The following is a 20,098-nucleotide window of genomic DNA, read 5'->3' as shown; positions in this document are numbered from 1 at the left end:
AGATGAGATTTCCCATTACGCAAGTAAGTAAGATCCCTCAAAGACGATGAGGTAGATAGGTTCGAGGTGGAAGTGTGGTGACACATGGAGCTGACGAATACTAATCGATCGAGGACTTAACCAAAAAGTTTGAAGCATTCAATGAACCGTTTATCCAGTTTTGAAAGAATAATTTCTTTTATAAAGGGTTTCAAGATACGAGTAGTTCGAGGAAGCAATGGAGAGAGGGAAGGAGCGTACTCAAGTACGTGACTGACTGAACGACAGAAGCTGACGAAGAAATGCGATGTATATTGAAAGCCGAACATAGTCTAGTGATGATGGCAAAGAGGTCACACCCGTTCCCATACCGAACACGGAAGTTAAGCTCTTTAGCGCCGATGGTAGTTGGGGGCTTCCCCCTGTGAGAGTAGGACATCGCTAGGCGCAAAAAGTCGCTACTGATACACTCAGTAGTGGCTTTTTTTTTGTTTAAAATTCTAAAAAGTAAAAGGAGGCATTTCATTCAAAGAAAATGCCTCCTTACTATATTTAGACAGTTGCTGCTCGTAGTTCGATACGACGAATTTTCCCAGATGTTGTTTTTGGTAACTCATCGATAAAGACAATACTACGAGGATATTTATAAGGCGCAGTCAGTGCTTTTACATGCTCCTGTAGCTCCTTAATTAATTCTTCTTCATTGTGTTCCTTATAGCCATCTCGTAAGATTACATAGGCTTTGACAATATGCCCTCTAATTTCATCTGGAGCAGCCACAACTGCGCACTCTTGTACAGCATCATGCTTGTTTAAGGCATCTTCTACTTCAAAGGGACCAATAGTGTAACCAGATGAGATAATTATATCGTCGCCTCGACCTTCAAACCAAAAATAACCATCTTCATCACATTTCGCTTGATCACCAGTAATGTACCATTCACCACGGAATGCCGCTTGTGTGCGTTCAGGCTCCCGATAATACTCTTTAAACAACGCTGGCGATGATTTGTGTATGGCAATATCTCCAACCTCGCCAACAGGTGCCTCATTTCCTTCATTGTCGATAATACGTACAATATTACCTGGAGTTGGGACACCCATGGAACCAGGACGTAACTCTGTGTTTTCCAGAGTACCAATGAGTAATGTATTTTCTGTTTGACCATAACCATCGCGGACTTTTAGATCAAAGTGATTCTTAAATGTTTCAATGACTGGTCGATTTAATGGTTCACCAGCAGAGACAGCACTACGCAGAGAGGATAGATTATAGTCTTTTAAATTCTCAAGCTTCGCCATGATACGATATTCAGTTGGAGTGCAGCAGAGAACATTAATTTTTTCATCCTGCAACAGGCGAAGATATGTTTTTGCATCAAACCCACCATGATAAACAAAGGCTGTAGCCCCCAACATAATGGTGGATAGGAAAGGACTCCAAATCCATTTTTGCCAACCTGGAGCAGCAGTAGCCCATACTAAGTCTCCTTCACGTACACAAAGCCACTGTGCAGCCGCTGTTCGAATATGCGCGTAGCCCCAACCATGAGAATGAACGACACCCTTAGGCTTACCTGTTGTTCCAGAAGTATAAGAAAGGAACGCCATGTCATCGCGTTTAGTAGCAACAGCAGTAAATGTATTTGGTTGCGAGCTAGCCAATTCATCTAAAGAAGACCAATCTCCTGTAGCTGTGCCAATGACCATTTTGTTTTTTAAAGTATTGACAGAAGAAGAGATTTTATCTACTTCACTAGTAAATGCTTCATAGGCGATCACAGCACTAGCAGAAGAATGCTCCATACGATACTCTAAATCACTTGCGCGCAACATTTCTGAGCATGAAATAGGAACAATACCCGCTTTTAAACAGCCTAGGAAAACAAAATAGGCCTCTGGTAGGCGAGGAATAATAACTAATACACGATCTCCTTTTTGAAGCCCCTTCTTCGTAAAGGCATTAGCGTATTGATTCATTTTTTGAACAAGCTCTACGTAAGTAACTGTTTGCCTCTCTTGTTGTGTATTTAACCAACGTATAGCTTGGCGTTCACTATCTTGCGAAAATTTTTCTAATTCCTCTGTAATGTTATAAACATCCGGTGCAATTAAATCCTTTATTACCATTTGAACATTCCTCCCCCTGAAATGATAGAAAATTCGTAAAACTATTTTTATTTTAACAATTGCAATAATATACAGCAAGAATATTTAATACACAAAATAGAAATATTAGATTTAATAGAGAACTATTTTGCTTTCTAAGTTATATTTAAGAAGGCCTCGACAAAAAATATAAAATTTTTCACAAATGTGTTGCATTATTTAGAATGCTTGCTATAATAATAAATGTACTTAAGAGGTTGTCTAAGACATACGAATAGTATTGTTCCGAAGTAGCTCAGTTGGTAGTAGCACCTGACTGTTAATCAGGTTGTCGCAGGTTCGAGTCCTGCCTTCGGAGCCATTTTTTTGCTCATTTTTAAGATGGTTTTATACATAAAAAAATTGTAGAAAAGTGTTGCAAGAATGTAGAAATAATGTTATTATAATTATTGTCTTGTTTGAGACGTACATATGGCCCCTTGGTCAAGTGGTTAAGACACCGCCCTTTCACGGCGGTAACACGGGTTCGAATCCCGTAGGGGTCACCATTTAAAATGCATCGTCATGATGTACAGGCTTTAAAAAGAAAATAAACTGTGATATAACACCTGTTTCTATGGAGGATTAGCTCAGCTGGGAGAGCATCTGCCTTACAAGCAGAGGGTCGGCGGTTCGAGCCCGTCATCCTCCACCATTATTATTGTGTTATTTCGGAGGGGTAGCGAAGTGGCTAAACGCGGCGGACTGTAAATCCGCTCCTTAGGGTTCGGCGGTTCGAATCCGTCCCCCTCCACCAGTTTTATAAATGATTGGGGTATAGCCAAGCGGTAAGGCAACGGATTTTGATTCCGTCATGCCTAGGTTCGAATCCTAGTACCCCAGCCATTTTTCTTTTATGAGCCATTAGCTCAGTTGGTAGAGCATCTGACTTTTAATCAGAGGGTCGAAGGTTCGAGTCCTTCATGGCTCACTTTTATAGAATAAAATATATTCAAAAGTGATATAATAAATACAGATAACTAATCTCTTGCTGAAAACAGTAGGAGATTTTTTTATGTTGATTTATAATGAATAAATATGCGTTTTTTTGTTGGGTTGAGCCAATTGGTAAGTAGGCTTTACAATAGTCTTATAACTTTTAGGGGGTATAAAAACATGAATAAACTTAATATTTCTATTATTGGAGTACCAACAGATTACGGACAAACACGTCGAGGCGTAGATATGGGACCAAGTGCTATTCGTTATGCAGGCGTTGTTGAACGTTTAACAAGTATTGGACACGAGGTACAAGATCAAGGGGATATTCGTGTAAGTCAAAAGCAAGCAAATGCAGCAGTAGACGAAAAGTTATTAAATTTAGAGGAAGTTGTCGAAGTTAGTACAGCTTTGGCTAATAGTGTACATGAAGTAGTCGAACAAAAAAAATTCCCACTTGTATTTGGTGGAGACCATAGTATTGCTATTGGTACACTTGCAGGATTAGGAGAACATTATAAAAATCTAGGTGTTATTTGGTATGATGCACATGCAGATTTAAATACACCTGAAACTACACCTTCTGGCAATATACATGGAATGCCTTTAGCAGTTAGTATTGGACTTGGGCATGAACGTTTAGTTCAAATTCGTAATAGTGTGCCGAAAATTAAGCCAGAAAACGTTATTATCATCGGAGCTCGTTCTGTAGATCCTGGTGAGCGTGACTTGATTCGTGAACAAGGAATTAAAGTGTACACAATGCATGAAATTGATCGACTTGGCATGACGCGTGTTATGGAAGATGCACTTGCCTATTTAAAAGAGCGTAATGTTGATGGATTGCACCTATCGCTTGATTTAGATGGACTTGACCCTCTTTATACACCAGGGGTTGGAACACCAGTGCCAGGTGGAATTACGTATCGTGAAAGTCATTTAGCAATGGAAATGCTACAAGAGTCTGGAATGTTAACCTCTGCGGAGTTTGTAGAAGTGAATCCGATATTAGATGAGAAAAATACAACGGCAAATGTAGCTGTTGCTTTAATGGGCTCTTTATTTGGAGAAACGTTAGTTTAAACAAAAATATTCAAAAAATTGCCTGTCGCCACATTGCATAAAAATCTTTTGCTATAATTGAAATAAAACGAAACTTTTCTTATCGATGGGTCGTATAGTATAAGACAGTTGTAAAGGTGGAGAAGTCAACACAATGGATGCGTTAGTAAATAAGAGAATAAAACAAGTGCTTAAAGGCGATCAAAACGCATTTGCCGATATTGTGAGTCTCTATCAGCACAAACTGTACCAAGTATGCTATCGAATGTTAGGTAACAAACAAGAATCTGAAGATATTGCTCAGGAAGCTTTTGTTCGGGCATATATGAATTTGCATACTTTTGATCAGAAAAGAAAGTTTTCGACGTGGCTTTATCGCATTGCGACAAACCTCTGTATAGATCGTATTCGGAAAAAGAAACCGGATTATTATTTAGATGCAGAAGTAGCTGGTACAGAAGGGCTTGATATGTATTCACAAATCGCAGCAGATGACCAGCTACCAGAGGAGCAGTTAGAGCAAATGGAGCTGCAAGATCGCATTCAATACGAAATTGGACGTTTGCCGGATAAATACCGTTCGGTTATAGTATTGAAATATATAGAAGAGTTATCGTTGCAAGAGATTAGCGAGATTTTAGATATGCCACTTGGAACGGTGAAAACGAGAATTCACCGCGGACGTGAGGCATTACGTAAGCAGTTAAACAATCTGTAGGAGGGGGAGCGTCATGAATACTTGTCCAGAGCATATTATTGATTATATGCATGATTATTTAGACGGTGACATTAGTCGTGAGCATGAGCAAGAGTTAAAGCAACACTTGCATACATGTAATGATTGTAAACAGTTGATGCATGAATTGAGTGAAACAATCGCCTTTGTGAAGAGTGCTTCCCATATTACAGCGCCTCCGGATTTTGAAGCAGCAGTAATGGCTCGTTTACCAAAACCGAAAAGTCGAGTAGGTATACAAAAATGGATACGCCGACATCCATTTTTTGTGGCAGCAGCAGTATTTTGTTTATTTATGAGTGCTACCTTGCTAGGAAGCTTTATGGATGACCAGCATTTCTCTGTGACCAAGCAGCCCAATTTAGTTGTAGATGGTCAAACGGTTATCGTACCCGCAGGGGAAGTTGTAAAGGGCGATATTGTGGTGAAAAATGGCGATTTGGTTGTTGAAGGAGAAGTTGATGGTAACGTCACAGTCATAAACGGGCAATACATGGCATCTTCAGCGGTAGTTTCAGGGAGAATTGAAGAAATTGACGAAGTATTTGAATGGTTATGGTATACGATTAAAAACTCTGTAAAAACAGCCATGACATTTGATGAAAAAGAAGAAACTAAATAACACTCTATACGTCCTAAAAAATAGTGCACGTGAGAGGCTGAAAGGTCTACTCTTCTGAGTAGACTTTTTATTTGAAAAAAGTTACATTTGATAAGAATGTGCTATACTTGAATGTGTATGGATTCGTAATGAAAAGTGGGGGATGCCACGTGCAAATTATTGAACATTTCACAGATTTAACGCCTGTGAATATTGTTATTAACTTCATCGATGTACTGCTCGTTTGGTACGTTGTTTATAAGGTCTTAACCCTCATTAAAGGTACGAAGGCTGTCCAATTACTTAAGGGAATTTTCGTCATTATTATTGCACGAATTGCAACAGACCTTTTAGGGTTACAAACGTTAGGCTGGATGCTACAGCAGGTCATTGAATTTGGTTTCTTGGCGATTATTATTATTTTCCAACCTGAAATCAGACGAGGCTTAGAACAAATTGGTAGAGGGAAGCTTTTCCAACGTTCATCTAGTCAAGAAGACGAGGAGCAAACAAGGCTTATAGAGGCTATGAAAAAATCTGTAAGTTATATGGCTAAACGTCGAATAGGTGCGTTAATTTCAATTGAAAAAGAAACAGGTCTTAACGAATATATTGAAACAGGCATAGGTCTAAATGCTGAAATTTCTTCAGAATTGCTCATTAATATCTTTATACCGAATACGCCATTACATGATGGGGCGGTAATTATGCAAAGAGATAAAGTTACAGCAGCAGCTTGCTATTTACCTCTATCTGAAAGTCCATTTATTTCAAAAGAGTTAGGGACACGCCACCGTGCTGCACTTGGCTTAAGTGAAGTGACGGATGCGATAACTATCGTTGTCTCAGAAGAAACAGGAGCCATTAGTATTACGTTGAATGGCAATCTCCATCGTAATCTTTCTCTAGAGGAGTTCGAGACACTATTACGAAAAATGTGGTTCGGATCAGCACAGGAGTCAAATGCAGCCTCTAAGTTAACTTGGAGGGGGAAAAAGAATGGATAAAATGATGGATAGTCCTTGGGTACTAAGAATCATCGCGCTATTTTTAGCATTTTTGCTTTTTTTCTCAGTTCGTACCGAGCTATCGCCAATCAATACAACAACTACCACTGAACAGACTGATATTATTCGTGATGTACCAGTAGATGTTTATTATGATAATGAGAATCTGATTGTAACAGGATTACCTGAAACAGTAGATGTGAAGATAAAAGGACCAATGCCTGTTGTTATAAAAACAAGGGCAACAAAGGATTTCTCAGTATTCGTTGATTTAAGTAATCTATTGATTGGCGAGCATGATGTTAAGCTACAATACGAAAATATTTCTGATAAGTTAAAGGTTACATTAGACCCTGCAACTATTCATGTAAATATTGAGGAAAAGGTCACGAAGGAGTTCCGAGTAGACCCAGAAATGAATACTCGACTAATCGAAGAAGGGTATATTTTAAAGGATATGGTAGCCGATCCACCGACTGTTTACGTGACAGGGGCAAAAAGTGCTATTGAAAGCATCAGCTATGTAAAAGCCACTGTTGCTGGAGAGCCAGGCTTGAAGCAATCATTCTCTCAGGACGCGGCAGTAAAAGTATTAGATCGAGATTTAAATAAGCTTGATGTAACAATTGAACCTGATACCGTTAATGTTCAAGTAGATATTGGGGAGTATAGCCGAGAACTCCCAGTTGTTATTAGAGAAACAGGGCAAGCCTCGGATGATATTACAATCAATTCTTTAACATTTACGCAAAAAATGATTAAAGTATATGGCAGAAAATCGATTATTGATGGTTTAACAGAAATTCCAATTGTAGTGGATTTGTCAAAAATTACTGAATCAAAAACTTATGAGTTTGATGTAAAATTACCAGATGGTGTGACAAAAATATCTGATAAGAAAATAAAAGTGAAGGCAGATATTACAAAAGTAGAGAAAGAAGAAGAGCAGAAAACACCGGCTTCTACAGAGGAAACGCCACCCCCTACTGAGGAAACTGATGTGACGGATGATAGTACTACGACTGATAAAAATACGCCAACTGAAGAAACGGAAGATATTGATTCTTAAACAATATCTGACTATAATTTTATTTTGATTCTAAATCAAAAATTTAACTGGAGTTTGGTTTGGTGGGTAGATCGCAATATATTCACCAAACAAACTAACTGAGTGGATTACGAAAAATTACCAATGAATGAACAAAAGCAGACTTTTCCAAAAGTAAGCGGACAAGTGTCTATGATGAATGTGACACAGTCTTGCATTGAAGGAGAGAATAAGTAGAATGGGTAAATATTTTGGAACAGATGGCGTCCGTGGCGTCGCCAATAGTGAACTAACACCGGAATTTGCATTTAAACTTGGCCGTATAGGTGGCTATGTTTTAACGAAAGATGCAACTGACCGTCCTAAGGTTTTAATTGGTCGTGACACACGTATTTCAGGCGAGATGCTGGAAGGTGCACTTGTTGCTGGTCTTTTATCAATTGGGGTAGAGGTAATGCGCCTTGGAATTATTTCAACACCAGGTGTTGCATACCTTACTCGTATTATGAGCGCAGATGCAGGCGTCATGATTTCAGCTTCGCATAACCCAGTAGCTGACAACGGCATTAAATTCTTCGGCCCAGATGGCTTTAAGCTAACAGATGCACAAGAAGAGGAAATAGAAGTTTTACTTGATGCTCAAGAGGATACATTACCACGTCCAATTGGGGCAGATTTAGGATCTGTAAGTGACTATTTCGAAGGCGGACAAAAGTACATTCAATACTTAAAACAAACAGTGGATGAAGAATTTGATGGTATCCATGTAGCATTAGACTGTGCACATGGTGCTACCTCATCATTAGCGACGCATCTTTTTGCGGACCTAGAGGCTGACATTTCTACAATGGGTTCTTCTCCAAATGGTTTAAATATTAATGATGGTGTAGGTTCAACTCACCCAGAGGGACTAGCTAAATTTGTATTAGAAAAGGATGCAGATGTGGGTCTAGCGTTTGATGGAGACGGTGACCGTTTAATTGCTGTAGATGAAAACGGTAAAATTGTTGACGGCGATCAAATTATGTTTATTATTGGCAAGTATTTAAATGCAGTTGGTCGTTTAAAGAAGCAAACTATTGTGTCAACCGTTATGAGCAATATGGGCTTCTATAAGGCAGTTGAAGATAACGGTATGCAAAGCATACAAACTGCAGTAGGGGATCGTTATGTCGTAGAGGAAATGCGTGCTAATGATTACAATTTAGGTGGCGAGCAATCAGGGCATATTGTTTTCTTAGATTTTAATACAACGGGCGATGGTCTACTAACAGGTATTCAGCTTGTCAACATTATGAAAGCGACAGGTAAGAAGCTGTCAGAGCTTGCTGCCGAGATGAAAATCTATCCTCAGCGTCTTGTCAATGTTCGTGTAACAGACAAGCATGCGGTGACTGAAAATACGAAAGTGGCCGCTGTGATTGCAGAGGTAGAAGCTGAAATGGCAGGGAATGGTCGTGTTTTAGTACGTCCTTCAGGTACTGAGCCGCTTGTTCGTGTAATGGTGGAAGCTGCTACTGAAACAGCTTGTGAGCGTTTTGTTGAGCGTATTGCAGATGTTGTGCGTGCAGAAATGGGCTTAACAGACTAGTAAATATAAACTTAACTCGATTTCCGTTTTTAGGAGGTCGAGTTTTTCTTGTTTGAAAAAGGATGTTTTAAATAGCAAAGATGGGGAACAGTAAAAAGGAGTCACAATAACAAGGAGTGTTTGATGGATATGGCTAAAATTGCTACAGTTATTACCGATATGTTCGAGGATAGTGAATTTACAAGTCCTAAAGAAGCCTTAGAAGCGGCTGGACATCAGCTAGTAACAATTGATACAGAGGCAGGAAAAGAGGTAAAAGGGAAACATGGGGAAACAGTAAAAATTGATAAAGGCATTGAGGATGTAAAAGCGACTGATTTTGATGCACTGTTTATACCTGGTGGTTTTTCTCCAGATATCTTACGCGCCGATGATCGTGTAGTGGCGTTTGTAAAATCCTTTATGGATGATATGAAACCAACCTTTGCCATTTGTCATGGACCGCAGCTGCTAATTACGGCAAAAACACTAAATGGTCGTGACGCTACAGGTTATAAATCCATTCAAGTAGATTTAGAAAACGCAGGGGCAAAATTCCACGATGAGGAAGTATTCGTCTGCCAAAAGCAACTCGTGACAAGTAGAACACCAGATGACCTACCTGCCTTTAATAGAGAAATAGTAAATTTATTAGCTAGTAAATAACAAAAAGGCACAAGCAGCTTTTGCTTGTGCCTTTTGTTTCTTTTGTATAATGCGCTGAGCACATTTGTTATTTGACCAAGATCAATGTGCATTCTGCGATACCCTTAAAGCCCGTACTCGTAAGTTGCGTGACAACTTCATATCCATAAATTTCGTCACGACTAATGATTTCTAATACGATTCCTGCCTTTAAGCATTTTCTTCAGATTCTCCACCAAATCATCCCCACTAACAAAACAATCCGTACTAAGTAATGCTAAGTAGTGTGTTTTTCAAGGTTTTTCTAGCACTAGCAATTGTTTGTCTACATATTTGTCACGAAAAAGCAAGGGTACTAGGTATTTTTTATAACGAAAGTTTGACGGATAGCATATGATTGAGTATGATGGAGAAGTTGAAGACGAGGTCCGACCTTGTTCTTGAACGAACGCAAAAGGAGGAAAGAGAGCGTAAAATCGGAAAACAATTATAGCGCCTGAGCTGAAGAAATTGGACGAAAAGAATCTTCAGCAGACGAGGTGGAGGTTTATCGAAAATTCGGCGGATACCTCCCGATCGACATACCCGATTGTCATTTTTCATTTCGAAAGCATTTGAGTGATTGAATGTACAGGAAATGGAGAAGGTATCGTAAAGCAATAGATGAATAGAAGAAAACTTCACATATCGAATGCTCCATTCAGATGGCTGAATGAGTTCATTGCATGTACGAAAGTGCTTTATTTTATTTAAAATAAAGTTTGCTTGTCCATTCAAAAAATTCGGTAGATGAGGTCTACTTTGTCATTGCGTTAAATTGACAATATCGGAGGACGAGAATTTATGTGTGGAATTGTAGGATATATTGGTGAATCAGATGCAAAGGAAATTTTATTAAAAGGTTTAGAAAAGCTAGAATATCGTGGTTATGATTCAGCGGGCATTGCAGTCCGTAATGAAGAAGGCGTAACGGTTTTTAAAGAAAAAGGACGTATCGCAGACTTACGAGAAGCGGTAGATGAAGATGTTGCTGCGAAAATTGGTATTGGTCATACACGTTGGGCTACACATGGAGTACCAAATCGTTTAAATGCTCATCCGCATCAAAGTGCATCAGGGCGTTTTACGCTTGTGCATAATGGGGTAATTGAAAACTATCATCTATTACAAAAAACATACTTAAAAGGTATTCCAATGAAATCTGATACAGATACAGAGGTTATCGTGCAATTAGTAGAGTTGTTTGTAAAAGAAGGTTTAAGCACAGCAGATGCCTTCCGTAAAACGTTATCTTTACTACATGGTTCATATGCGCTTGCACTATTAGATGCAGAAGCCGCTGATACAATCTTTGTAGCGAAAAATAAATCTCCACTTTTAGTTGGAATTGGTGAAGACTTCAATGTTGTTGCTTCGGATGCAATGGCTATGCTGCAAGTGACAGACCAATATGTAGAGCTACACGACAAAGAGGTTGTAATTGTACACAAGGCTAGCGTTGAAATTACAAAACTAGATGGTTCTGTAGTGGAACGTGCACCATATACAGCAGAGCTTGATATGAGCGACATTGAAAAGGGAACATATCCTCATTATATGTTAAAAGAAATGGATGAGCAGCCTACAGTCATACGCAAAATTATTCAAGCGTATGAGGGTGATAATGGCGATCTAACAATTGATACCGAAATTTTAGAAGCATTGCGAGCTGCAGATCGTTTATATATTATTGCGGCGGGCACAAGCTATCATGCAGGGCTCATTGGTAAACAATATTTTGAAAAAATGGCCGGTATCCCAGTAGAAGTTCATATTTCTAGTGAATTCGGCTATAATATGCCATTACTTTCAAAAAGACCTTTATTTATCTTTATTACACAATCAGGTGAAACAGCAGACAGCCGTCAGGTTCTAGTAAAAATTAAAGAGCTTGGCTACCCAACATTAACAATTACAAATGTACCTGGCTCAACACTATCACGTGAAGCTGATCACACGTTGTTATTACATGCGGGTCCAGAAATAGCTGTAGCTTCTACAAAAGCATATGTGGCGCAAGTAGCAGTCCTTGCTCTAGCAGCCTATGTAACAGCAAAAGCAAATGGCACAGGCTTAGAATTTGATTTAAAACAAGAGCTTGCGATTGCCGCAAACGGTATCCAAACAATTATTGACTCAAAAGATGTATTAGAAGACATCGCAGAAGACTACTTAAAAATCGCGCGTAATGCATTCTTTATTGGTCGTAATATGGACTTCTACGTGAGCCTTGAAGGGGCCTTAAAACTAAAGGAAATCTCTTATATCCAAGCAGAAGGCTTTGCTGGCGGTGAGCTTAAACACGGAACAATTGCTTTAATTGAAGAAGGAACACCAGTGTTTGCACTTGTTACACAAGCATCAGTTGGGCTAAACATCCGTGGTAATGTGAAAGAAGTTGCTGCGCGTGGTGCATATCCATGTATTATCGCGATGGCTGGTATTGATGAGGATGGCGACCGATTAGTCATTCCGCATGTTCACGAATACCTAACGCCACTTGTATCGGTAGTGCCATTACAGTTAATCAGCTACTATGCAGCACTCCACCGTCGTTGTGATGTGGATAAACCACGTAACTTAGCTAAATCGGTGACAGTTGAATAATTGAGTTTTATACTAGAAGTGTGTTTGTAGTTTTATAAAAAAATTTGATCATTTAAAACAAAGTTCGATAATTTATATTAAAGTTTGATTAAACATCCTGTGTTGATATGCAGGATGTTTTTTGTATAGATAAGATTGTGAAGAATTGTAGGTTTTCAAATTATATAAAGGAAATTTTTTAAAGATTAACATTTCTGTTATTCTTTTTTTCTTTTGTGATAGATTTATCGTATTCATTTCGTATTACATAGTAGGTACCAATATTCATTGAGCGGGGTGAACAATTGAAAATTACAGAGAACAATGTTGTACAACACATACAGAAAAAAAATGAAAAAGCAATTCCTTTTATTATTAATCAGTATGGTGGTTTACTTACAGCGATCATTAAACGTCATTTAAATTACCAGCAGCAAGATTATGAAGAATGCCTTGATGATGTTTTATTATCGATATGGAATAATATTCATTCCTTTGATCCTAAGAAAAATTCATTCAAACAATGGATTGCAGCGATTGCAAAGTATAAAGCAATTGATTATCAAAGAAGACAAATTACCATACAAAATCAGCAATTTTCAGTTTCAGAAATTGATGAATCTATGGTAAAGGCAAAACAACCATTAGAAGAAAACTGCGTTGAGGAACTCCTTGAGCAATTGTCAGCTAGTGAACGGAAAATCTTTGAAAAATACTATTTAGAAGGAACCACTTCAAGTGAAATAGCAAAAGAATTTGATGCGAAAGAGTCTTGGGTTTATAACAAGCTTTCCAGAGGACGTAAAAAGCTTAAAAGTTTTTTAGTTCAAAAAATGAAGTGTGAGGAGTGAGAATATGTCTATTTATAAAGATTTAAATGATATGAATATGGATTTGGAACATTATGAAGAACAAGACCTTACAAACTTCGAGAAAAAGAAATGGGAAAAGCGTATATTAAAAAAAATAAGTAAAGAAAAGCCATCTCACGTAAAGATATATTTAGGAGTTACAGCATCTGTAGCAATGATTTTTAGTTTGATTATTGTCACGGGTTTAATTTCACCAACGATGGCGGCGGCGATGAAAGAAGTGCCTTTATTATCATCTGTTTTTAAATTTACAAGGGATCTTGGTCTACACGCCGCGGATGAAAAGGGGCTCTCAACAAAATTGAATACAAGCGTTACGCATGAAGGCTTTACATTAAATGTAACAGAAGTAGTGTATGATGGTACACGTGTTGCAATTGGGATTGAAGGCCATCATAAAGAAGGTGAAAATTCAAAAGAAAGTTTATCAGATCAAATGAGTAATATTGAATTTTCACTAAATGGTGAACCACTGAATCACACTAATTATAGTGGTGTTTATATGCAACCAAGTAAGGATAATAATTCCGCAGTTCTTGAATTTGCAGATTTGGAAAATAAAGATGGAAGCCCTTTCCAAAAGAAGTTTAATTTGACATTATCCACTACAATAACTGGGATTTCTGAACCTTTTAAAATGGATATTCCAGTGAGGGATATAGGTAACTATATAAACCTACAGCCTAATATAAGTAGAAAATACAAAAATAATCAGTTTACTATTGAACAAATTATACTAACTCCCATAACAACTAGTATTACAACAAGAATAGCCTTGCTTGATAAATCAACTTCTGTAGATTTCCGGGAAGGAATACGTATCGAAGTTTATGATGAACAAGGGCGTGAACTAAAACTAATTAATGGCAATGGTGGCCGTGAGACAAATAAAGGAAATAGCGATTTCATCATGGATTTACGTGTTCATCCATTTGAAACCTTACCAAAAGCTATTACAATTAAACCGTATATTCATCTTTATGACTTTGAGGGATCATACCAACTGGATGAAAACGGTGATCCGAAGATTCAATACATTCCAGAACTAGAAATAACAATACCAATTAACTCAAAAGAATAAAAAACTTCAAACTATCTTTTCACCTCAAAATAATAAGTACCAAGTAGTGCTCCGTTAGATTTAAAAGCTTTAACTTGAGCAGTTCCTGTATTTATCATAATAGTTTTATTACCAACAAGACGTACAACATTATTTCCATACAAAACTAACCAATGAGTACCTTGTATAGCGTATTCAGAGCTATAAGCGATTTTAGGAATAAGCCCATATTTTAGTTATTCCATTAAAGGACGCGTTTATTTAGGAACGCGTCTTTTTCTTTTAAAGGGCCATATTGTTGAATAAAAGACATTGAATATGGTAACCTTTGTCTAGTGAAAGTATTTTTTCTATAGATTGATTTTGCTAAGTGTTTAATTAAAAAGGAAATAATCAAAATGAGTAAATCTTTAATAGTAATTGTTGGTGCAGGACCCGGGGTAAGTGCTGGCATTGCAAGAAAATTTGGTAGTAATGACTTTAAAGTAATTCTCCTTGCAAGAAGGAGGGAATCATTAGACTTACAAATCGCCGAACTTCAGAATGAAAACATAGAGGCATATGGAATCACTGCTGATGCATCAGATTCAAATTCATTAATAGCTGCATTTAATCAAATAAAATCAGACTATGGAGTACCAGACGTTTTAATTTATAATGCAGGTGCGAATACTATAAACAACCCTTCAATTTTGGATCAACAAGATTTATTGAACGATTTTAATGTGAACGTAGCAGGTGCTTTAACTAGTTCCCAACAAGTCATACCAGAAATGATTGAACGCCAAAAAGGAACAATCCTTTTCACTGGTGGAATGCTTGCATTAAATCCTGTTGCATCAAGAGCTTCTGCAGCAATAAGCAAAGCAGGATTACGCAACCTAACTTTTACACTTGCAGATGAATTGTCACCTCATGGCATTACTGTCGGTACTGTAACCATAGGTGGTGTAGTAAAACCAGGAACATTTTTTGATCCAAATCGGATTGCTGAAGCATATTGGGTACTTTTTACTAAACACGATAAAAAGGAAATCCTATATAAACAATAAATGTTTATAATTCTTTACAGTTCCATTATTGGGCGCTATTTTAAAAATAGCGCCCGTTTCACAATGATGCACATTTTTGATAACTCTTGTGTCAATGTTTTCTTAACTTGCGACATCTCAGCTTTTGTTTATATGGTGACATATGTTGTACTAACAGCAACTATGAAAATATTCAATTAACCAAGTTTTCCTTTCGCTTTTTATAATATTTCGCTAGAAAGTCACTGGCTGCGCAAATGATTAGAAATAAGATAATCGTCGTCAAGAGACCTAAATTATTCATTCCGAAAACTGCAATAAGTAGAGCTATCAATACCCAGTGGATGATGTACATAGAATTTACGTTCTTACTCCATTGTACTAACGTATCGGTGACAACTTTTGGGAACGCCTTGGATGTGTAAAACAAGATGGAAATCCAAACAATAATAAAAGATGTATAAAGAAAATTATTGTACAATGTGTGGTGAGCGTACGAAACTTCACTCATAAGTCCTGTGTCTATTTTAAAAATAAATGTCAAAAAGGCTAGCAACATAAATACTGTGCTTGATAATAGAAGACTTTTTTTGTAGAAGATTTTTTTTGATTGTGCATTTTTGAGCAGAATTCCAAAGCAATAACCTGTCATTGGATAAAAAATCCACGTGATTAATGGAAATGAAGCCCATTCCCACGAGCCCCAGAATAAACCGGTGACCGCACCTATATAATCATTTTTTGTCTGGAAGGAAAGCATAATATAATTTGTGCTCGCTAATAATACAGTAAGTGTTAAAATTGGATAGATTCCTATTCCTGATTTTTTAACTAGTCCTACACAGATGATCGCGAGTCCCGCAAACTGAAGTATATCAATGGTAAGAAGGCTCTTGATTATGAAACCAGTTTGGTTCACCCATTCACCTGACAGTAGCGAAGGAAAGAAAATAATTACGGTTCTTAAGATGTTTAATACATATCCCAGCGCAAAAATCCTCAAGCCTCTGTCGATAGATTTTTTCAGGCTGTTATTACGCGAGTATACTGCCCCCGTTCCCAATAAAAACATAAACACAGGCGCCGCAGGGAGCGTACCCAGTAGCTCAATAATCCCACCTGCATTTGAATGAATGATTGCATTTACTGATAAGCTACTTTGTATATGCACTGCAATCATACACATAATCGCGATCCCTTTGGCAATATCCAATTCAAGTTGACGTTTTGGTAAGCGTAATAATTCTTCGTTGTTTACTTGATATTCTTTATTCATTTCTTTACTCCGATCTGATTTGGGCAAATCACAGCTACTTCATTGCATTGATAAGTACGGAATGAAGTGACACTGAATTTTTGCCTTTACGTTTTATCCAGCCTATAAACGTAACTATAGCAGGGTAAATAGGACATATAATGTCTTATTTGAAATAATTCATATTTTTTTATTTAGTCATATGAAGTTGTCTTCTTGAGATCGGTTGAGTAAGTAATACTTACTACTATATTGGAGGGGAATATCATTCGAAATCGTCAATTTGAAATCGTGCTCTATTTGCTGAAAGTGAAAAAAGCAACCCATAAAGAGTTAGCACGTACCTTTGAGGTAAGCCTTAAAACCATTCAAAGAGATATTGATAAATTATCTATGATGGGAATACCAGTAACTTGCAAACAGGGAAATCAAGGTGGGATATATATAGAGGAAAACTTTAAGTTATCAAAAAGTTTTTTGACAAAGGAAGATCTGCAAACGATTACCTTTGCGTTATCTATGTATGATAGTATTTCAACAAAAAAACATAAGGATAGTGTGTTGAAGAAGTTGTCTCTTATTTCACCTGATTTGATTCACCTTTACGAGAACGATGCAGAAAATTATTTAGTAGTAGATCTTGTGGAAGAGAAAATTGATATGACAGAAGGCATATATAAGAAAATAAATCACTGTCTGGATGAAGAGCAGCTTCTCGATATTTCAGTAAATGATGAACAGCTCGTTGTTGCGCCTATTAGTTACGTGCTGCGGCCTGAAGGTTTATATTTATATGCTTTTGAGAAAGAATATCTATTGATTAAAATCTCAACAATTAGTCAAGCGGACATCACAGATGTGGAGTTTGAAAGAACCTTTATCCCTTATAAAGATAATAAAAAGATAGCACTCAAATAAGACATTATATGACTTGTTTTGAGTGCTATTATGATTTTAGGGGGGATAAAACATGAAAGATAATATATATGAAAGTCAATCAGTAAATAAATTAATTATGACATTCTCACTTCCGGCAATATTCTCGTTAATAATAGAAACGATGACTTCGGTCGTGGATACATCCTTTGCGGGACATTTAGGTAGTCAAAGTGAAAATGCTTTGACTGCAATGGGATTACTATCACCACTCTTGGCTGTGTTTGTTGCACTTCAAACACTTTTTGCTATTTCTACTGCCATTATGATTTCCAAATATTTGGGTCGGAATGATATGTTGAAATTGAACAACTATTTTAAGAGCGGCTTTATCATGACGCTCGTTGTCAGTATAATTACGTCACTGCTTGTCTACTTATTTATGGACCCAATATTAACAATGTTTGGTGCTGAAGCGGAAGTATATACTCTTGCACAGGATTATTTGAAAATCATTATTATCAGTAATATATTCAGTGCCGCTGGTTACACGCTTACAAGTACTATCCGGGCATTTGGAAATCCAAAAGCTGAAGCCGTGATTATTGTTCTTTCTGTGATCATTAACATTGTATGTAATGCTATTCTCACATTCGGCTTTCAATTAGGCATAGTGGGTATTGCACTAGGAACTCTGATTAGTGAAGTTGTGTGTGCTTTCCTATCAGTTATGTACCTTGTGAAGAATAAAAACTGGTTTACATCGAATCGATTTTCATTTAAAGAGTTCGTTTATATGTCATATAAGATGTTTAAAATTGGATTTGCCCAAACGACTATTCAATTGCTGGCAGGAGTCACTGCATTTATCGTGAATTATCAGTTACTCACTGTAGGGGGCAATGCCCATATCGCGATGTGGAATATTGCCAATAAAATGTACATGCTTATGTTAATACCAATCATCGGCATCACACAAGCTGTTCAAACAATTATTGCTTATTTCAATGGAAAAGGCGACGAAGTGAAAAAGCTTATGGTTGTGAAGAAAACAGTGCAATATTGCTTCTTTTACGGTATCGGGATAACGGCAATTGTATTCTTGGCCGGAAAGTACATCCTCATTATATTTACAGGAGATCAAGCAATTATTGAATCGGTTATGTCCATTATCAAGGTTATTTTCATCACTTTCCCTATGCTTGGAATTACTTATACAATCATGACGTTACTGCAAGTTACAGAAAGTGAAATGAAAGCAGTAATCATTGGGATAACGAGACAAGTCGTTTCAGTCATTCCATTAGTCGTAGTATTGCCGTATATTTTTGAGAAATATGATGTTTTCTCCATTAGTCCGTCCTTTTCAATCTTCTTTGCAATTCCGCTGGCAGATATATTGACTCTGGCTATTGCTTTACTATTCTTTAGGAAAGCTAAAAAAACCACATATGCAGATAGCGGGAATTAAAATATACAGTTTTTTCTTCTGTTGCAGTGATAGTTAGCTCTACCCAGTTATAATACCTTTAGAAGAATAGAAGCTGAATTTTTCAAACGATATTATGCTTGCTTTAGTAAAGTTTGCGGAAAAGATAGTATGCTGTAAACGGGCGCTTTCCTGGAAACAAGGAAAGTGCCTTTTTGATTAATTAGAGTTCGAAACTATTAATATTTTTTATTTTGTTGAATATCCTTGTATGGAAAAATCTTTTATTGAACATAATAGAATTTAGAATTAATAGATTTATAGGTGGGAGAGTGAAAGACACATGCTATTATCCGAAGCGTGGAAAAAGTATCAACAGGATAAAAAAATCGAAGGATATTCATTGCTTACATTAAAAACATATTGTTTTCAATACAATCTATTATTACGATTTTTTGGTGATATTGATATGAACGAATTTAATACAGATAGATTAAAAGAATATTTAATACGATCAGGAGATCACTTAAAGCCTTCCAGTTTAGGACATAGGATTCGTTGTGTTAAATCATTATTTAGATGGTCACATGAAGAAGGTTATACTCAAAAAAATCCTGCAGCTAAATTAAAAGAGCCGAAATTAGGTAAAAGGATTCCTAAATTTCTCTCAGAATTAGAGATAGAACATCTAAGGGAAGCTTGTCAAACAACAATGGAGAAAGCACTATTTGAGTTTATGTATTCAACCGGCTGCCGTATTGGTGAAATTGTAAAATTAAATCGAGAAGATATCGATTTTCAATCGAATTCAGTAATTGTACAAGGAAAAGGTGATAAAGAAAGGGAAGTGTACTTTAATACCCGCTGTTCTATTTGGTTAAAAAGGTATTTAGATGAACGAGTGGATAAGGAACCTTGTTTGTTTATTACGGACAGAAGGCCGAAAAGACGAAGGAGCATTGATAATTTAAGATATATTATCAAGCGCATATCAAATCGTGCTAGTATAAAAAAGAGTATACATCCGCATCAATTACGACACAGCTATGCAACGCATATGATTAATAACGGTGCGCCAATTGATGTCATTCAAAGTTTACTGGGTCATGAAAAGAGTGAGACTACAAAGATCTACGCTCAGCTAAGCGGAAAGCTAAGACAGGATTTATACAGTAAATACTTTTAAAAAACTTTCTTCAATTACACTCATGTAGA

The 20,098-nt window shown here is 37.0% G+C and carries 17 protein-coding genes, 6 tRNA genes and 2 rRNA genes; 22 read left to right on the top strand and 3 right to left on the bottom strand.

What is annotated here, in order from left to right:
• Together AC3CH7_RS20585 and rrf are read left to right on the top strand one after the other, a co-directional pair.
• Positions 1 to 124, top strand: a 23S ribosomal RNA gene (locus AC3CH7_RS20585); the annotation flags it as partial.
• A 186-nt stretch (positions 125 to 310) separates the two neighbouring features.
• Positions 311 to 426 (top strand): 5S ribosomal RNA (gene rrf / locus AC3CH7_RS20580).
• A gap of 105 nt (positions 427 to 531) precedes the next feature.
• On the opposite strand, the gene mbcS is transcribed toward rrf, so the two are convergent.
• Complete coding sequence (gene mbcS, locus AC3CH7_RS20575; RefSeq protein ID WP_012296038.1) at positions 532 to 2,109, bottom strand: acyl-CoA synthetase MbcS; 1,578 nt, start codon at positions 2,107 to 2,109, stop codon at positions 532 to 534.
• Between the two features lie 263 nt (positions 2,110 to 2,372).
• On the opposite strand from mbcS, the gene AC3CH7_RS20570 reads away from it, so the two are divergent.
• The 16 genes from AC3CH7_RS20570 (at position 2,373) to AC3CH7_RS20495 (ending at position 14,313) form a co-directional block, all read left to right on the top strand.
• Positions 2,373 to 2,449 (top strand) — tRNA-Asn (locus AC3CH7_RS20570).
• A gap of 112 nt (positions 2,450 to 2,561) precedes the next feature.
• A tRNA-Glu gene (locus AC3CH7_RS20565) sits at positions 2,562 to 2,636 on the top strand.
• Positions 2,637 to 2,706: 70 nt separating this feature from the next.
• A tRNA-Val gene (locus AC3CH7_RS20560) sits at positions 2,707 to 2,782 on the top strand.
• A gap of 18 nt (positions 2,783 to 2,800) precedes the next feature.
• A tRNA-Tyr gene (locus tag AC3CH7_RS20555) sits at positions 2,801 to 2,884 on the top strand.
• A gap of 14 nt (positions 2,885 to 2,898) precedes the next feature.
• Positions 2,899 to 2,973: transfer RNA gene (locus AC3CH7_RS20550), tRNA-Gln, on the top strand.
• 12 nt (positions 2,974 to 2,985) lie between these two features.
• Positions 2,986 to 3,058 (top strand) — tRNA-Lys (locus AC3CH7_RS20545).
• A 185-nt stretch (positions 3,059 to 3,243) separates the two neighbouring features.
• Positions 3,244 to 4,149 carry an arginase gene (gene rocF / locus AC3CH7_RS20540; RefSeq protein ID WP_012296037.1) on the top strand — a complete coding sequence of 302 codons (906 nt, stop codon included), beginning with the start codon at positions 3,244 to 3,246 and terminating at the stop codon, positions 4,147 to 4,149.
• Between the two features lie 133 nt (positions 4,150 to 4,282).
• Positions 4,283 to 4,846, top strand: coding sequence for an RNA polymerase sigma factor SigW (sigW, locus tag AC3CH7_RS20535; protein ID WP_004225410.1), 564 nt, complete (start codon positions 4,283 to 4,285; stop codon positions 4,844 to 4,846).
• A 13-nt stretch (positions 4,847 to 4,859) separates the two neighbouring features.
• Entirely contained in the window at positions 4,860 to 5,486 is a 627-nt protein-coding gene (locus AC3CH7_RS20530) for an anti-sigma factor family protein (RefSeq protein ID WP_012296036.1), read from the top strand.
• A gap of 149 nt (positions 5,487 to 5,635) precedes the next feature.
• Positions 5,636 to 6,472, top strand: coding sequence for a diadenylate cyclase CdaA (cdaA, locus tag AC3CH7_RS20525; RefSeq protein WP_012296035.1), 837 nt, complete (start codon positions 5,636 to 5,638; stop codon positions 6,470 to 6,472).
• A complete protein-coding gene (locus tag AC3CH7_RS20520) occupies positions 6,465 to 7,541 on the top strand; it encodes a CdaR family protein (protein WP_488381857.1) in 1,077 nt (358 codons plus the stop codon). The genes cdaA and AC3CH7_RS20520 overlap by 8 nt, the downstream gene beginning before the upstream one ends.
• A gap of 217 nt (positions 7,542 to 7,758) precedes the next feature.
• Positions 7,759 to 9,111: a phosphoglucosamine mutase gene (gene glmM / locus AC3CH7_RS20515; protein WP_031416705.1), complete on the top strand. Its 1,353-nt coding sequence runs from the start codon at positions 7,759 to 7,761 to the stop codon at positions 9,109 to 9,111.
• Positions 9,112 to 9,240: 129 nt separating this feature from the next.
• The gene (locus AC3CH7_RS20510) at positions 9,241 to 9,756 is read left to right on the top strand and encodes a type 1 glutamine amidotransferase domain-containing protein (protein ID WP_197150636.1); all 516 of its coding nucleotides are present in this window, start codon (positions 9,241 to 9,243) and stop codon (positions 9,754 to 9,756) included.
• 822 nt (positions 9,757 to 10,578) lie between these two features.
• Positions 10,579 to 12,381: a glutamine--fructose-6-phosphate transaminase (isomerizing) gene (gene glmS, locus AC3CH7_RS20505; protein WP_012296030.1), complete on the top strand. Its 1,803-nt coding sequence runs from the start codon at positions 10,579 to 10,581 to the stop codon at positions 12,379 to 12,381.
• 284 nt (positions 12,382 to 12,665) lie between these two features.
• Positions 12,666 to 13,211 carry a sigma-70 family RNA polymerase sigma factor gene (locus AC3CH7_RS20500; RefSeq protein ID WP_099805422.1) on the top strand — a complete coding sequence of 182 codons (546 nt, stop codon included), beginning with the start codon at positions 12,666 to 12,668 and terminating at the stop codon, positions 13,209 to 13,211.
• A 4-nt stretch (positions 13,212 to 13,215) separates the two neighbouring features.
• Complete coding sequence (locus tag AC3CH7_RS20495; RefSeq protein ID WP_488381856.1) at positions 13,216 to 14,313, top strand: DUF4179 domain-containing protein; 1,098 nt, start codon at positions 13,216 to 13,218, stop codon at positions 14,311 to 14,313.
• Between the two features lie 11 nt (positions 14,314 to 14,324).
• On the opposite strand, the gene AC3CH7_RS20490 is transcribed toward AC3CH7_RS20495, so the two are convergent.
• Complete coding sequence (locus AC3CH7_RS20490) at positions 14,325 to 14,504, bottom strand: BLB8/JUQZ-1 family protein (RefSeq protein WP_488381860.1); 180 nt, start codon at positions 14,502 to 14,504, stop codon at positions 14,325 to 14,327.
• Positions 14,505 to 14,690: 186 nt separating this feature from the next.
• Between AC3CH7_RS20490 and AC3CH7_RS20485 the strand changes: the two genes are divergently transcribed.
• Positions 14,691 to 15,344, top strand: a complete 654-nt coding sequence (locus AC3CH7_RS20485) for an SDR family NAD(P)-dependent oxidoreductase (RefSeq protein ID WP_488381855.1) — start codon at positions 14,691 to 14,693, stop codon at positions 15,342 to 15,344.
• A gap of 172 nt (positions 15,345 to 15,516) precedes the next feature.
• Here AC3CH7_RS20485 and AC3CH7_RS20480 read toward each other — a convergent pair whose 3' ends face one another.
• Positions 15,517 to 16,599, bottom strand: a complete 1,083-nt coding sequence (locus AC3CH7_RS20480; protein ID WP_099805420.1) for a heparan-alpha-glucosaminide N-acetyltransferase domain-containing protein — start codon at positions 16,597 to 16,599, stop codon at positions 15,517 to 15,519.
• A gap of 231 nt (positions 16,600 to 16,830) precedes the next feature.
• Here AC3CH7_RS20480 and AC3CH7_RS20475 point away from each other — a divergent pair, with 231 nt between their 5' ends.
• The 3 genes from AC3CH7_RS20475 to AC3CH7_RS20465 all read left to right on the top strand — a co-directional run bounded on the left by AC3CH7_RS20475 (position 16,831) and on the right by AC3CH7_RS20465 (position 20,069).
• Positions 16,831 to 17,496 carry a helix-turn-helix transcriptional regulator gene (locus tag AC3CH7_RS20475; RefSeq protein ID WP_255538244.1) on the top strand — a complete coding sequence of 222 codons (666 nt, stop codon included), beginning with the start codon at positions 16,831 to 16,833 and terminating at the stop codon, positions 17,494 to 17,496.
• A gap of 52 nt (positions 17,497 to 17,548) precedes the next feature.
• On the top strand, positions 17,549 to 18,925 hold the full coding sequence (locus AC3CH7_RS20470) for an MATE family efflux transporter (protein ID WP_488381854.1): 1,377 nt from the start codon (positions 17,549 to 17,551) through the stop codon (positions 18,923 to 18,925).
• A 301-nt stretch (positions 18,926 to 19,226) separates the two neighbouring features.
• A complete protein-coding gene (locus AC3CH7_RS20465) occupies positions 19,227 to 20,069 on the top strand; it encodes a tyrosine-type recombinase/integrase (RefSeq protein ID WP_488381853.1) in 843 nt (280 codons plus the stop codon).
• Positions 20,070 to 20,098: the final 29 nt, after the last annotated feature.

The sequence above is a fragment of the Lysinibacillus sp. F12 genome (genome assembly GCF_057773605.1).
Note: the sequence above shows the minus strand (reverse complement) of the source record. Positions and strands in the feature narration are given on the sequence as shown.